The organism is Algoriphagus formosus, from assembly GCF_002807035.1.
Lineage (GTDB): Bacteria > Bacteroidota > Bacteroidia > Cytophagales > Cyclobacteriaceae > Algoriphagus > Algoriphagus formosus.
Genome location: NZ_NIUC01000001.1, coordinates 1,335,958 through 1,351,043, shown reverse-complemented (window position 1 = coordinate 1,351,043; position 15,086 = coordinate 1,335,958). Strand labels below are relative to the sequence as shown.

9 protein-coding genes and 2 rRNA genes are annotated in these 15,086 nt (G+C 43.7%); 4 read left to right on the top strand and 7 right to left on the bottom strand.

The genetic code is table 11. From position 1 onward, the window contains the following. Positions 1-88 precede the first annotated feature (88 nt). Positions 89-2,959 (top strand): 23S ribosomal RNA (locus CDH51_RS06010). Between the two features lie 165 nt (positions 2,960-3,124). After that, positions 3,125-3,236, top strand: a 5S ribosomal RNA gene (gene rrf / locus CDH51_RS06005). 431 nt (positions 3,237-3,667) lie between these two features. Here the strand turns inward: rrf and CDH51_RS06000 are convergent. From CDH51_RS06000 to CDH51_RS05980, 5 genes are all read right to left on the bottom strand, one after another. Then, positions 3,668-5,707 (bottom strand): M16 family metallopeptidase, encoded by a 2,040-nt coding sequence (locus CDH51_RS06000; protein ID WP_100627748.1) that lies wholly within the window; start codon positions 5,705-5,707, stop codon positions 3,668-3,670. Between the two features lie 27 nt (positions 5,708-5,734). Continuing rightward, positions 5,735-7,063: a M16 family metallopeptidase gene (locus tag CDH51_RS05995; RefSeq protein WP_026944791.1), complete on the bottom strand. Its 1,329-nt coding sequence runs from the start codon at positions 7,061-7,063 to the stop codon at positions 5,735-5,737. Between the two features lie 224 nt (positions 7,064-7,287). After that, on the bottom strand, positions 7,288-8,553 hold the full coding sequence (locus CDH51_RS05990; protein WP_100627747.1) for a replication-associated recombination protein A: 1,266 nt from the start codon (positions 8,551-8,553) through the stop codon (positions 7,288-7,290). Between the two features lie 152 nt (positions 8,554-8,705). Further along, positions 8,706-9,719 (bottom strand): threonine aldolase family protein, encoded by a 1,014-nt coding sequence (locus tag CDH51_RS05985; protein WP_100627746.1) that lies wholly within the window; start codon positions 9,717-9,719, stop codon positions 8,706-8,708. Next, positions 9,709-10,668 (bottom strand): glycerophosphodiester phosphodiesterase family protein, encoded by a 960-nt coding sequence (locus tag CDH51_RS05980; protein WP_100627745.1) that lies wholly within the window; start codon positions 10,666-10,668, stop codon positions 9,709-9,711. Before CDH51_RS05980 ends, CDH51_RS05985 begins: the two co-directional genes overlap by 11 nt. Before the next feature lie 200 nt (positions 10,669-10,868). On the opposite strand from CDH51_RS05980, the gene CDH51_RS05975 reads away from it, so the two are divergent. Together CDH51_RS05975 and CDH51_RS05970 are read left to right on the top strand one after the other, a co-directional pair. Next, a complete protein-coding gene (locus CDH51_RS05975) occupies positions 10,869-12,665 on the top strand; it encodes a tetratricopeptide repeat protein (RefSeq protein ID WP_100627744.1) in 1,797 nt (598 codons plus the stop codon). Positions 12,666-12,668: 3 nt separating this feature from the next. Further along, the gene (locus CDH51_RS05970; protein ID WP_100627743.1) at positions 12,669-13,403 is read left to right on the top strand and encodes a LytR/AlgR family response regulator transcription factor; all 735 of its coding nucleotides are present in this window, start codon (positions 12,669-12,671) and stop codon (positions 13,401-13,403) included. Positions 13,404-13,677: 274 nt separating this feature from the next. Here the strand turns inward: CDH51_RS05970 and CDH51_RS05965 are convergent, their stop codons facing one another. Next, positions 13,678-14,130: a DUF2721 domain-containing protein gene (locus CDH51_RS05965; RefSeq protein ID WP_100627742.1), complete on the bottom strand. Its 453-nt coding sequence runs from the start codon at positions 14,128-14,130 to the stop codon at positions 13,678-13,680. Between the two features lie 134 nt (positions 14,131-14,264). Continuing rightward, positions 14,265-15,086, bottom strand: a complete 822-nt coding sequence (locus CDH51_RS05960) for an anti-sigma factor (RefSeq protein ID WP_100627838.1) — start codon at positions 15,084-15,086, stop codon at positions 14,265-14,267.

Below are 15,086 nucleotides of genomic sequence, written 5' to 3'. Positions count from 1 at the left end.
GGGAGAAGCGGAAGCAAGTTCATTGACATATTGCGTAGAAACTGTAACAGAGTAGTCGCTGCGTGAGCAGCGGTTAATATGATTAAAAGAGTAAGTGAATAAGGGCGCACGGGGGATGCCTAGGCTCTCAGAGGCGAAGAAGGACGTGCCAAGCTGCGAAAAGCCGCGGGGATCGGCTGAGGCGAAATGATCCGCGGATGTCCGAATGGGGCAACCCAGTCCGTTAAGGACTATGTCGTAAGACAGGCGAACGTGGGGAACTGAAACATCTAAGTACCCACAGGAGGAGAAAACAACAGTGATTCCGATAGTAGTGGCGAGCGAACTCGGATTAGCCCAAACCCAGACTGTTTCGGCAGGCTGGGGGTAGTAGGACCTGCATGATTGCAAACAAGGAGACGGGAACGGCATGGGAAGGCCGACCGCAGGGGGTGAGAGTCCCGTACTGGAATTTTTGTTTGTGAGGCGGGTATCCTGAGTAGGCCGGGACAGGAGAAATCCCGGTTGAATCTGCCGGCACCATCCGGTAAGGCTAAATACTCCTGAGAGACCGATAGTGAACGAGTACCGTGAGGGAAAGGTGAAAAGTACCCTGAATAAGGGGGTGAAATAGAACCTGAAACCGTGCGCTTACAAGCGGTCGGAGCCCTTTAGTGGGGTGACGGCGTGCCTTTTGCATAATGAGCCTACGAGTTGCACCTCTTTGGCGAGGTTAATCCCGTTGACGGGAGCAGCCGGAGCGAAAGCGAGTCTGAAAGGGCGTATAGTCAGAGGGGGCAGACGCGAAACTTAGTGATCTACCCATGGCCAGGCTGAAGTTGTGGTAACACACAATGGAGGGCCGCACCGATAAGCGTTGAAAAGCTTCCGGATGAGCTGTGGGTAGGGGTGAAAGGCCAATCAAACTGAGAAATAGCTCGTACTCCCCGAAATGTTTTTAGGAACAGCGTCGTGGATTGTATGATGGAGGTAGAGCTACCGATAGGACTAGGGGGAGTCACATCCTACCAAATCCTGACGAACTCCGAATGCCATTATACAGAAACGGCAGTGAGGGCTGGGGTGCTAAGGTCCCAGTCCGAGAGGGAAAGAACCCGGACCTACCGCTAAGGTCCCGAAATTTAGGTTAAGTTGAACAAAGGTGGTCCAGTTGCAGAGACAGCCAGGAGGTTAGCTTGGAAGCAGCTATTCCTTTAAAGAGTGCGTAACAGCTCACTGGTCGAGCGACAGGGCGTCGATAATAATCGGGCATCAAACCTAATACCGAAGCGTAGGATTGGCAGCAATGTCAGTGGTAGGGGAGCATTCCAACGGCGGCGAATGCACATGGCGATGTGTGCTGGAGCTTTTGGAAAAGCAAATGTAGGCATAAGTAACGATAATGGGGGCGAGAAACCCCCACACCGTAAGACCCAGGTTTCCTGATCAACGCTAATCGGATCAGGGTTAGTCGGGTCCTAAGGCGAACCCGAGAGGGGCAGCCGATGGCAAACGGGTTAATATTCCCGTACTAGACATGCAGGTGATGGAGTGACGGAGTGGTGAAAGGCCCGCCCGGTGACGGAATACCGGGTTGAAGGGAGTAGGTATTGGACCCATAGTTAAATGCGTGGGTTTAGCCGAACCTGACAGTACCGAGCGTCCTTGGACAATCGGATAGTGGCCCTAAAAGCTTCCAAGAAAAACTTCTAGCGTTAAGCGCATGTTTACCCGTACCGCAAACCGACACAGGTGGTCGAGGAGAGTATCCTAAGGTGCTCGAGTGAATCATGGCTAAGGAACTCGGCAAAATGGCCCTGTAACTTCGGGAGAAGGGGCGCTCCGAGCGATCGGAGCCGCAGTGAAGAGGCCCAGGCGACTGTTTAACAAAAACACATGGCTTTGCGAAGTTGAAAGACTAGGTATAAGGCCTGACACCTGCCCGGTGCCGGAAGGTTAAGAGGGGATGTTATCGCAAGAGAAGCATTGAATCGAAGCCCCGGTAAACGGCGGCCGTAACTATAACGGTCCTAAGGTAGCGAAATTCCTTGTCGGGTAAGTTCCGACCTGCACGAATGGTGTAACGATCTGGGCACTGTCTCAGCCATGAGCTCGGTGAAATTGTAGTCGCGGTGAAGATGCCGCGTACCCGCAACGGGACGGAAAGACCCCATGAACCTTTACTGCAGCTTAGCATTGGTACTGGGCAAACGATGTGTAGGATAGGTGGGAGACTGAGAAGCGGCGTCGCCAGGCGTTGTGGAGTCACCGTTGAAATACCACCCTTTGTTTGTCTGGTATCTAATCCCGTCTCGGGAGACATTGCTTGGTGGGTAGTTTGACTGGGGTGGTCGCCTCCAAAAGGATAACGGAGGCTTCCAAAGGTTCCCTCAGCACGCTTGGTAACCGTGCGTGGAGTGCAATAGCATAAGGGAGCTTGACTGTAAGGCCGACAAGCCGAGCAGGGTGGAAACACGGGTATAGTGATCCGGCGGTACTGTATGGAAGGGCCGTCGCTCAAAGGATAAAAGGTACTCTGGGGATAACAGGCTGATCTCCCCCAAGAGCTCATATCGACGGGGAGGTTTGGCACCTCGATGTCGGCTCGTCACATCCTGGGGCTGGAGAAGGTCCCAAGGGTTGGGCTGTTCGCCCATTAAAGTGGCACGCGAGCTGGGTTCAGAACGTCGTGAGACAGTTCGGTCCCTATCTGTTGCGGGCGTGGGAAGTTTGCGAGGACCTGACCTTAGTACGAGAGGACCGGGTTGGACTGACCGCTGGTGTACCGGTTGTGGTGCCAACTGCACTGCCGGGTAGCTACGTCGGGAAGAGATAAGCGCTGAAAGCATCTAAGTGCGAAACTCCCCTCAAGATGAGACTTCCGTATAGGGCCCTCAGAGACGATGAGGTTGATAGGCTGCAGGTGTAAAGGCAGTGATGTCATAGCCGAGCAGTACTAATTGCCCGAAAGCTTACCGAAATCCTGTTGCAGTTTCTACAAGATATGTTAAAAAAGTATCGAGTACGAAGTACAATGTACCAAGTACCAAGATAATGATACAGAACAATAAGACATTAGACCAAGGGTCTGGCAGTAAAGAGATTGAATCTTTCTGCTTGCTACCGGCTACTTGAGTCTTCCAGTTTAGGCGGCCTGGCGCAGGGGTTCCACCTCTTCCCATCCCGAACAGAGCAGTTAAGCCCTGCAGCGCCGATGGTACTGGGGTTACACCCGGGAGAGTAGGTCGCCGCCTCATTATTCAAAACCTCAGCCCCGATAGCTATCGGGGTTGGGGTTTTTTGGTTTTAGGACTTTTTGAAAAGGGGTAGAAGAAATGCATCTTAACTTGGACAGTTAAATACAAGTGTACCATGTCTATTTTTAGTAATTAATTCTAAGACCTGTACAGTTTTTTTATCAATTTTAAGTGTTTAAAATCCAGAATGATAAAGGTTATTGCTCTGTTTATTGGTCCTATTTTCTGAATTTTAATCAATGCCTAAAATAAAAGTATGTTCATAATCATCATCTTTTATTTCGCGCTTATTTGGGTGATTGCTTTGTATCAAAAGGGCTTTAAAATTTGTGGCTTTCATTAATAGATATTGAAAAATCATGTAAGAGTATTTGGTTAGTGGAAATAAAAAAAGGAGGCATTTGCCTCCTTTTCATATGGTTCAATATTAATTATTGAAAATCACTTTCAGTTAATTCTTCATTGATGGTGACTTCAGCAACCTTTGCTTCCAAAGGAACTGGGATCATTGGAGATTTGATAGTCCAAGTCATCGGTATTAAAACCCCATTTTTTTCTTGATAATCTGAATAGAATGTATCCCCTGAAGCTGGATTTTCATTTTTGATTTTCAAACCGGTTGATTGATCGTAGTAATTGATCAGTTTGGCACCGGATGGAGCTGAAATAACCACTTTATAGGCAGGAGTTCCATCCACGTCTTTTAGTCCGTCTAATGAAAGCGAATATCCCAAATCACTTATCCAGGCTTCTGGAATTAGATAGGAATTAATTTTAGCTTCCTCTAGTTGTGCGCCGGTAAGTTCCATGCTTTGACCTTGAACACTGATTTTACCAGAATCTTTTAAGATGACAGAACTTTGCATGACATTTCCACCTACTGAAGTTTTTTGAGCATATCTGCCATTGGCGTCATAGGTCATTGCCATAGTTAGAACTGTTCCCATCACTTCTGCATTCATGGTGAATTTGGCTGTTTCGATGGTTTGAGCTTTATCCTTTCCTCCGATTGCTTCAAGATAATTGGAAATTACTTTTTCTGCAGTCATATCAGCATCAGCTGTCAATTCCTTAGCAGGAAAGCCCATGTTGTCGTATAACATAACTTCCCCAAACTGAGCTAATTTTTCCTGAATTTCGCTTCCATTTCCTACTGCGGTGATATAAAGCTTACTCGGATCAATTAACTCCTTTGCTGTTTGGTTGATGTCAGAAACCGTATAGCTATTTAATTCCTGAAGGTAATTTTTGTAGTAATCTTTAGGTAGTCCATAGCGCTCAATATTCAATGCAAAACTTGCAATGGTGGAAGGACTTTCAAGAGATCTTCCAAAAGAACCTGATAGATTAGCCTTCGCTTTTTCAAGTTCCTCAGCAGTTACTCCTTCTTCTACAATTTTATTAATCTCATACAGAAACTCTACGACTGCAGAATCAGTAACTTCAGTTCTGACAGAACCGCTAGCATTAAATCTACCAATCAATCGATCAGGACTAATAGATGAGTAGGCACCATAAGTATAGCCTTTATCCTCTCTAAGATTCATGAAAAGTCTAGCAGATGAGCCACCACCTAGAATCTGATTAAGTAGTCTTGAAGAAATATAATCTTCGTCTCCTACCTTAAGCTCTACTGGCTGAGTTACATTGATTACTGTTTGGACGGAAGAGCTTCTATCTACAAGGCCTACTACCGTTTCATTCGTTCTGGCTGGCTTCTCGTAAGTAAACGTCGGAACATCACCGGCTTGCCAATCTGCAAAATATTCTTCGGTGATTTTCTTGGCTTCATTAAGCTCCATATCACCTACAATGGTGAGGTAGGCGATATTAGGCTTGAAAAAGGTTTCGTAATAGGATTTTACATCTTCAACAGAGATATTTTTGATTGTCTCCTCTGTCTCTACTTCACCATACGGATGATCTTTGCCATAAACCATGGCCGAAGCTAATCGACTTGAGATGGCATTCGGGTCATCTTTGGTCGTAGCCAAGCCTGTTAATGTTTGCTTTCTCAATTTTTCTAATTCCTCCTCTGGAAAAGTTGGGTTGTACAGAACATCAGTCATCAGTTCAAGTAATTTTCCCTGATGCTTCTTCAGTGAGGAACCAAATATGGAAGTAGAAGAAGCCGAAAGGCTAGCCCCTATAAAGTCAATTTCCTCATCAATCTGATCCTTTGTTCTGCTTTCGGTACCGGATGTCATCATTTGGCCCACAAAGCCAGTAAGTCCGGCTTTATCTCCTTCCATCAAAGGATCTCGGTCTAAAACAAGAGAAAAAGCCACTCTTGGCAATTTGTCATTTGTAACCAAGATAACTTTCAGCCCATTTTCCAGGGTGAACATTTCAGCATCCCCAATATTGATTTCGGGAGCCGGTCCTGAGGCAGGAAGCTCACTTCTGTCAACTTGAGCCCACGCATTGCCTACTAGGAGAGCAGCGAATAATAGTATTGCTAATTTTTTCATCTTTCTATTCTGATTAAAGCCAAATAATTATTCAGTAGTTTCTTGCGGTTTAGGCAAATAATATAAAACCACTCGTCCATCAAGGTTCAAGTATTCGTTTGCTACTCGCTTGATGTCTTCCTGAGTCACCTTGCTGTAGTAGTCCATTACCTGATTGATGTAATTGGTGTCTCCAAAAATCACGTGAGCCTCAGCCAAATTTTGCGCAACGCCAGACACGGAGGAGTTTCCGCTTACAATATTGTTTTCAATAATATTTTGCAGTTTTTCAAAATCTCTATCGGAGATTCCTTCTGACTGTACCTGTGCAATTAGCTTATCAATTTCACTTTCCAAATCCTCAGGAGCTACACCCATATTGGTGATTCCATACATGATGAAAATTCCACCATCTTCAAGTTCTAGGGGAATAGCAGCTACTGCAAGGGCCTTTTGCTGCTTATCTACCAATTCTTTTGTCATTAGCGAAGAATTACCTCCTGTCAGGTAGGTTGAGAGCATAGAGAGCGCATAGGAATCCGGGTGATTTCTTGGCGGAAGATTGTAAGCCTGAATCACGGCCGGTATTTGAATATTATCATAGATTACATCTCTGATTTCTTCGGTCTTCTTAGGCTCCGTAACGTTTGGTCTGTAGATTTCTCCGCTACCTCTAGGGATTTCTGAGAAGTATTCTCTAACCCAAGATTCAGCCTGCGCGTAATCGATATCTCCGGCTACTACCAGTGTAGCATTATTCGGTACATAAAATTGCTTGTAGAAATCTTGGAATTCCTCGATCGTCGCTGCATTTAAATGATCCAAAGATCCGATTGGCGCCCACTGATAAGGATGCTCTGAATACGCTCTCTTCAATGTTTCGATCAAAATCGAACCGTAAGGACGGTTGTCATAGCTCTGTCTCTTCTCTTCTTTCACGACTTCTCTTTGAGTCTCCACACCCGTCTCATCTACTTTGGAATGAAGCATTCGTTCACTTTCCATGTATAAGGTTAATTCCAGTTCATTAGATGGAACAGTTTGATAATAAAAAGTAATATCGTTTGAGGTAAATGCATTGAGCGTTCCTCCACGTCCCTGAATAATATTCATGTATTGCCCGCGTTCGATATTTTCAGAACCTTCAAACATCAGGTGCTCGAAGAAATGCGCAAATCCAGTTCTTTCGGGATTTTCATTTTTTGAGCCTACATGATAAAGAACAGAGGTGTTTACAATCGGGGTGGAGTTGTCTTGATGTAGAATGACATGCAACCCGTTGTCCAAGGTAAACTCCCTGAACTCGATTTTCTTTTGGGCCATTGCTGGGATTATCATCCAAGCCATCAACAGGCCAAAGACTGTGAGTTTTTTCATTTTAGATTAGGATTAGTTTTCAATTGTAACTCGTAAGCCAATACGGTTTGTTTTGAGTGTTCGTTTTCGAACAAAACAAAATAAACTAAACTTTTTGACCTACTTATTTTTCAGATGTCTAAACAATTATTTTCCCTCGAAATAAAAAAATATTTCAGCTAAATAAATCTTATTTTATCCTAAAAAAAAATTTATAAAAGTCTATTGATTTTTTCACATGAATCTTATTCATACCCATATTTTCCTTTCCATTTCCCGGATAGGTATCTCCTCAATTCATTTTCTCTGGCATTTTCTCCTGGTTCGAACAACTTTGTGCCTTTAATTTCTTCTGGCAAAAACTCCTGCTCGACAAAGTTGCCTGGAAAGTCATGCGAATACTTGTAGGCTTTGCCATAGTTCAAGTCTTTCATCAATTTGGTGGGAGCATTTCGGAGGTGAAGCGGCACAGAAAGATTACCCGTTTCTTTCACTAAAGCCTGAGCTTTGTTGATTGCCAAATAAGCTGCGTTGCTTTTTGGAGAACTTGCCAAATAGGTCACACACTGAGAAAGGATAATTCTTGCTTCCGGATAGCCAATGATTTTCACAGCTTCAAAACAGTTGGTGGCTAAAAGCAGGGCGTTGGGATTGGCATTGCCGATGTCTTCAGATGCTAAAATCACCAACCTGCGAGCGATGAACTTCACATCTTCCCCTCCTTCGATCATTCGAGCTAGCCAATAAACGGCTGCATTGGGATCAGAACCCCGAATCGACTTGATAAAAGCCGAAATAATATCGTAATGCTGCTCGCCTGATTTGTCATAAAGCGCCACTTTCTGTTGAGCAATTTGCATTACTTTTTCATCTGTGATCACACAGGGATTTTCATTGATCCCATCAATCACGATTTCTAAAAGGTTGAGCAGCTTTCTGCCATCCCCTCCGGAAATGCGAAGCAGAGCATCGGTTTCCTGAAGCTCGACCTGGATCTTTTTTAGGTCCATATCTTTTTCCAAAGCCTGCTGCATCATGGCCTCCATTTCGGATTTACCTAATGAGTTCAGGGTGAAAACCTGACAACGGGAAAGAAGAGCAGAATTAACTTCAAAGGATGGGTTTTCTGTGGTGGCACCGATCAATCGGATTATTCCCTTTTCCACAGCTCCCAATAAGGCGTCCTGTTGAGATTTATTGAAGCGGTGGATTTCATCTATAAAAAGCACTACCCCCATCTGAAATCTGGCCTTTTCGATGACTTCTCGGATGTCTTTTACGCCCGAGCTAATCGCGCTAAGGGTATAAAAAGGAGCCTTAATCTCATTGGCAATGATATTGGCGATGGTTGTTTTTCCCACACCGGGAGGTCCCCAAAGGATCAAGGAAGGCACATTTCCGGACTTGATAGCTTTATACAAAAAAGAGCTGGGAGAGGATAAATGCTCCTGACCAATCAGGTCTTCCAGTCGGGTAGGACGCATTCGCTCGGCAAGGGGGGTAGAATTCATTTTCGTAGAAGCAAGAGATTAGAAATTAGAAAGTATCGGGTATCGATATTTAATTACTTTCAGGTTTATTTATTCCTTTGAGAATCGCAAAATAGCATAAAAAAAGGCCTTTTCAGGCCTGATTCGTTTTGAATAAAGTCAAATACTGTCTGCTAGATATTCTGAATTCTTTTTCCAAATTCCTCCAAGTGATCGTCTCCAAAATCCAAATGAGTGACAAATCGAACTAGGTCTTTTCCGAATTTCACGGATTTGATATTTTGATCCGCCAGCTTTTTCATGAATTCCTCAGGGCTTGTGTTCTCTAGTCTGGCGATCACAATGTTTGTAGCTACTGGCAATATTTCTGAAACGAAAGGGGATTTGCTAAGCATCTCACCCAACATCCTAGCTCGGGCATGATCTTCCTTCAGTCTATCAATATGATGGTCCAAGGCATAAATACCAGCCGCAGCTAAGAATCCTGCCTGTCTCATTCCACCACCAAATACTTTTCGAACTTTCCGTGCCTGCTTGATATCTGCCTTAGATCCCAATAAAACAGATCCAATTGGACAGCCTAACCCTTTACTCAAGCAGATGGAGATGGTATCAAAATGTGCCCCCCAGTCCGCTGGACTTTCTCCAGTCTCGACTAATGCATTGAAAAATCGGGCACCATCCAAGTGGAGCTTAATGCCTTTTTGTTGACATAGGGAATGGATTGGTTTGATTTCGTCCAAGGTATAAATGCTTCCTCCGCCTTTGTTCATGGTGTTTTCCAGAGAAACCAAGGTTGTCTCCGGGGCATGTACATCATCCGGATTGATGGATTCGGCAATCTGGGCTGCGCTGATTTTTCCCAAATTCCCATCCAGCAATTTGACAGATGCTAGGGAATTGGCCATGATCCCACCCCCTTCATAGAGATAGATGTGGGAATATTTATGGCAAATCACTTCTGTCTGAATTCGAGTGTGAAGACGAATCGCAATCTGGTTGGTCATGGTTCCGGAAGGACAGAAGATCGCCGCTTCCATACCAAATTGCTTGGCGATTTTTTCCTCCAAGGCATTGACAGTCGGGTCCTCTCCAAAAACATCGTCGCCTATTGGGGCTGCAAACATCGCTTCTTTCATGCCCGGTGTGGGCTGGGTCAGCGTATCACTTCTTAAATCAATCAACATGGGTGAAATACTTGGATTTGGAACTGTTTTCTGGGTGAAGGGTTTGAATGGCTTTGGCAGCCTCGATGGGTCGGTCAGTTGCTAAAATATCCGCTCCATTATTCACGAAACTCACATACATCTCATCTCCCCTTGCCACTGCGCTTCGATCTAGGTTGCCTAAAGTACCCAAAATGGTAAAAACTCCTTTTTCATGAAGGGCTTCATTGAAGGACTTGGGTCTTTCAGCCACTCCTGTGAAAGCTATAACCCGATCCCAGGGAATACCGGTTTCTTCAAATCGTCTAATTTCCTCTTCATTTCGGATGGTCACCGATAGCATGAGTTCAGGGGCGAGAATATTAAGCTTTTTGGCAGCGGGAAAGGTATAGGAAATCAAAGCTGCGTGAGCTTCACTTTCTGTTTCCCTTACTTCTTCTACCACTTTCTCAAAAGGTACAGATCGCTTTATGTCCACTGTGAGCAGGGCTTTTCCCTTTGACCAAATCAGAGCCTCTTCCAAAGTAGGAACTTTGAATTCGGTGATTTTTCCCTCATTGTCTTCCAGAAACAACGTTTGGATGTAGTCATAAGTAACTTCATTCACTTTCCCTGTTCCGTTGGTCGTCCGATCCAAATCATCGTCATGCATAAGGACTAAAACGGAGTCCTGCGTCATAGCTACATCCAATTCAATAATGGCAGGCGTGTATTTGAGGACATTCTCGAAGGTCTCGATCGCATTTTCAGGAAAGCCAGGATAAGGTCCACCTCGGTGAGCAGAGACTAGCGGGATTCGATCAGAGGTCCAGTTATAAAAATCTTTTGTCTCGGAAAGACTGGGTACCTGAATTCGGTAACTTGATTCAGTTTCTTGGGGCTTGGATCCTTCATTCTTTTGAGAATTGGATTCACAGGAAATGAAGATAAGTGCTGTTAAAACACACCAAGAGGGTATTAATACTCGCATGCTTTAGTTTTTTTTCAAATAGAACAAAATGGTCTCATTAATTAAAGAGAAATTTTAGAAAAGGTGGTTTAGGGCTTCAAATAAAAATTAGAATAATCCTGAAGAAAATATTTCTTGATTTGAAGATCATTCCCCATTTTCATAGGCGATTTAAAATCACCTTTTGACTAGCACCCCTTTCCTTTAAACCAACTATTGCAATGCTGCTGCGCTGCTGGATTTCTTTTGCTTTTTTTTGGACCGTTTGTCTTGCTCAGGCACAGGTTAACCGGGTAGATAGCCTCAAGGCTAGTCTTGAGGCGCTGGAGGAAAAAGATTCGGCCTATGTCCTACTTTTGATTGAGCTTTGCGAAGCAAGTACATTCACAGAGGAGCAGGGTGGACTTGATTATGCCAGAAAGGCTCTTGAAATTTCACAAGAAATCTCCTTTCCGAAGGGACAGGCTTTAGCTAATAATTCGCTAGGTGCATACTACCTCCAGGTTGGGAATCTAGGTCAAGCCTTGGAATATATTCTGGAGGCGGAGCGAGTGTATCTCCAAAATGAAGATCAGTCTGAAGGCTTGCTTTCGGTCTACAATAATCTGGGCATCATTTACAACCGAACTGGAGAAGTCGAAAAAGCCATCGAGGTATATTTGGATGCCATACAAATTGCCTCTCAAAACACATCAAACTTCCAGCAATTAGCCATTCTTTATAATAATCTTGGATCAGCCTATGATAATTTGGGTGAGTATGATCAGGCTTTGCAGGCTTTTGAGAAGGTGGAAGCAGTCAGCCGGGAGGCAGATTTACAAGTAGGGGTGATGATGGCCAAAAGTAATTTGGGCTCGGTTTATTTTTCTAAAAACGATCTGAATCGGGCCGAATCTGAATACATCATGGCTTTGGAAATTGCTCGGAAAGGTGGTTTTACCCGAAATGTAGGGACTATCATGCTTGGCATGGCAGACGTTTATTCAGGGCAGGGGCGCTATCAGGAAGCTGAAAAGTATTTTCAGGATGGAATAGCTTTAGCTGAGGAAATTCAGGCTTTGCCCCTTTTGGAAGATGGGTATCGAGGACTCGGTAAGCTTTATGAGCGACGCGGGAACTTTTCCCTTGCTTTAAATTCTTTCAAAAAATGGCAAAATATCAGGGATAGTATCTTTTCCTTGGAGAAGGCACAAACTATCGAAGAATTGAAGGCTCAATATGAAACTGAAAAGAAAGAAGCTGAGATTCTGGCTCTCTCCCAAGAAAATGAAATTCAAAGTCTTGAGCTCACACAAAAAAACCAATTACTTATTCTGGCAGGAGTTGGCGCCTTGTTATTGATTGGGTTGGGATATAGCTTTTACCTTCGGAAAAAAATCACTGCAGAGGCAAAAATGTCTGAGATTGAGCAACGCTTTTTGCGATCCCAACTTAACCCGCATTTCATTTTCAATGCGCTCTCTTCGGTCCAAAACTACATGCTAAACTCCGAGTCAAAGAAAGCCTCCTACTATTTAGGCAAGTTTTCCAAACTCATGAGGCAGGTGCTGGAAAACTCACGAGAAGAATACATTCCTTTGGAGGAAGAAATAGGAATGCTTGAAAATTATCTAGAGGTCCAAAAAAACCTCAGTCAAAAGCAATTTGATTTTCAAATTGAGTGCCTTCCACCTTTGGATTCACAGATGTATGAGATTCCACCGATGTTTGTACAGCCTTTTGTAGAAAATGCCATCCAACATGGAATTCAAAACCAAGACGGTAAAATTGAGTTAGAGTTTTCATTGGTAAATGAATATGTGCAAGTAAGAATTAAAGACAATGGACTGGGAATCAAGGCTACAGTGAAGCCTTCTAGCAGGCACCAATCCTTGGCTACCTCCATCATTGGAGAAAGAATTGAGAACTACAACAGGAAGCTTAAAAATCAAATTCAATTAAAAATCACAGATTTATCCGAAAAAGGTCTACAGGGTACAGAGGTTCTACTGCTTGTTCCTTTTTCCAAAAACTACTAATTCATGAGAGCGCTAATTATTGATGATCATGCTCATGTAAGAGAAAATCTGAGATTGCTTCTCAATGAGGTAGCCCCCGATTTTGAACTCGTAGGAGAGGCGGATGGGGTGAATTCAGGTGAGCAGGCTATTAAAACCCTACAACCAGACCTGGTTTTTTTAGATATTGAAATGGCTGACGGTACTGGTTTTGACTTGCTCAATCGCTTTAAAGAGCCTGGTTTTCGATTGATTTTTGTCACCGGGCATGATGGCTATGCTATTCGGGCTTTTCGGGTAAGTGCCATCGATTACCTGCTAAAGCCGGTGGATCCCGATGATCTTGAAGAGGCTATCGAAAAAGTACGAAAACAGCCGCCCTTACAAAAGATGCAAATCCAAGAGGCTGAAGAAATTCAGCACGCTGAGAAACTTCAGCAATTGGTGCTCTCTGACTCTGAAAATATTTATTTGGTACAAGTCTCTGACATTTTGCGATGTCAATCCGAGGATAATTACACTCGATTTTTTTTGAGAGATGGGCGTAAACTATTAATTTCCAGAACTCTAAAAGAGTATGCTGAGTTACTTGAACCTTCTGGTTTTTTTCGTTCTCATCAGTCTCACTTGATCAATTTGTCATTTTTTGATCATTACGATAAACGTGACGGCGGTACGATTCGGATGAAAGATGGAACGACATTGCCGCTTGCTACCCGCAAGAAAGATCAACTCATTCAGGTATTGAGATCGCTTTGATTAGCAGATTCTAGACCAAAGCTTACGCTTTCTCAGCAGTTCTTCTCAAATTCTCATTTGCTGATTTTTCCAACTTTAGACGGGCTACTTTTGATCCGTAATCAGTAATCAAAATGTCCAAATGGTACTGAAAACTTTCCTTAAAAAGGTTATTTGGTTAAGCGTCTTTTTGATGGTCATCACGGTGATGAATTATTTTTTTTATATCTTTTTTTAAGAGACGATCCGAATCCAAATGGGGGTGATTTGGCGGATTTTTTTGACTGAGTTTTTTTTATTCTTTTTTATTTTCCTTTCTGAAAAAAGTGTCCAAAGTGCTACTCCGCTTTGCAAATACATCTTCCATATCAGATAGCTCAAGATTGAGGGCCTTAGTGGAGATTTGAATTTCAATTAATGAAAGTGCCAAAGCAATCAACAAGGATCCCATACTTCCCACAAAAACCCAATTTGCTGCCATGGTATACCCTCGAAAAAGCAAATACATACAAATGATGCATAACAAAAAGCTAAAAACACCAAATAGCTGCATGTTTTTAATCAGGGAAAGCCGTCGCCGTAAATTGTGCAATTGCTCCACGACCAACTGCTCATCTGGGTTGTCTTTGAATTTCTTATGAAGTCCTCGGATCAAACTCGCTATCGCCAAAAAACGATTGGTAAAGGCCAACATGAGTAGGGTGATGGCTGAGAAAAGTAGAGCGGGTGTTGAGAGTTGCAGTTCCATTTATGAGTGGATAAATGTAATCAGGAATCGCTAAGTTCAAAAAAATCGGGGAATCGGCACGATTAAAATCATTATTAAACATAAATGAAAGAGCCCGCTTTAATAAAACGGGCTCTAGAAAATTTTTCTATTGATTAGGCTACTTCTCCCAAGACGACCAACTTTTCCAGAGTAGGACTTTCAGATCCTCCTTTTGGTTCGATAGTGATGGCAAAGGCACCCGCTTCTGCTACTGCATTCATCTGCTGTAAGCTGAATGGCTGTGAAGGATCCACGATTCCGATTCCTACCGGACCATCAGGGCCGATTGCCCAAAGCTGGTAGTCAAAAGAAGCGCTGAGTGAGTTTAACCTGTTGACCGCGATGAAGACTTCTTGCTGAGATTGATCCCAAAAGACATCCACCTTCGCATCTTTTTGCATGTCAAAGCTTTCTCCGACCATTTCGATACGTCTGAAATCACCTGCAACCAAGCGGTCTAAACGAGAATCGGTTTTCTCAAACTCTTGCTTTACCTGGTTCAGATTGTCTGCCAAAACGGCCTGTTCTTGTTGCAAAGCGACAAACTTCTGATCTGTTTCATAGAATTTTCCGGCAAAATAAATTGCCGCCGCACTTGCCAATACTGCCACCAGTGAAGCCGCCACAGCAAAAGGTTTCCATGGAGTCATTTTGACTGTTTTGGTTTCCTTAGGAGCTGCCGTTGGAGTGGAAATTTTCTTTTCTTGAAGGTCTTCCTCAAGAGTGGCGAAGATTTTTTCTTTCGTCTGAATGGAAGGCTCGACTCCCGTCAGTTCATCCAAAGAAAACATAGCCTCCTCCAAGGAATCTAATTCCTGCTGAATCTCGGGGTGGGCTTTAGCCATAGCGATGACTTCCTCCCGCTCACGCTCGTTCAGCTCTCCGAGAAGGAAGAGCTCCAGCTTGCCTGATTCGATATATTCTTGGATGTTCAC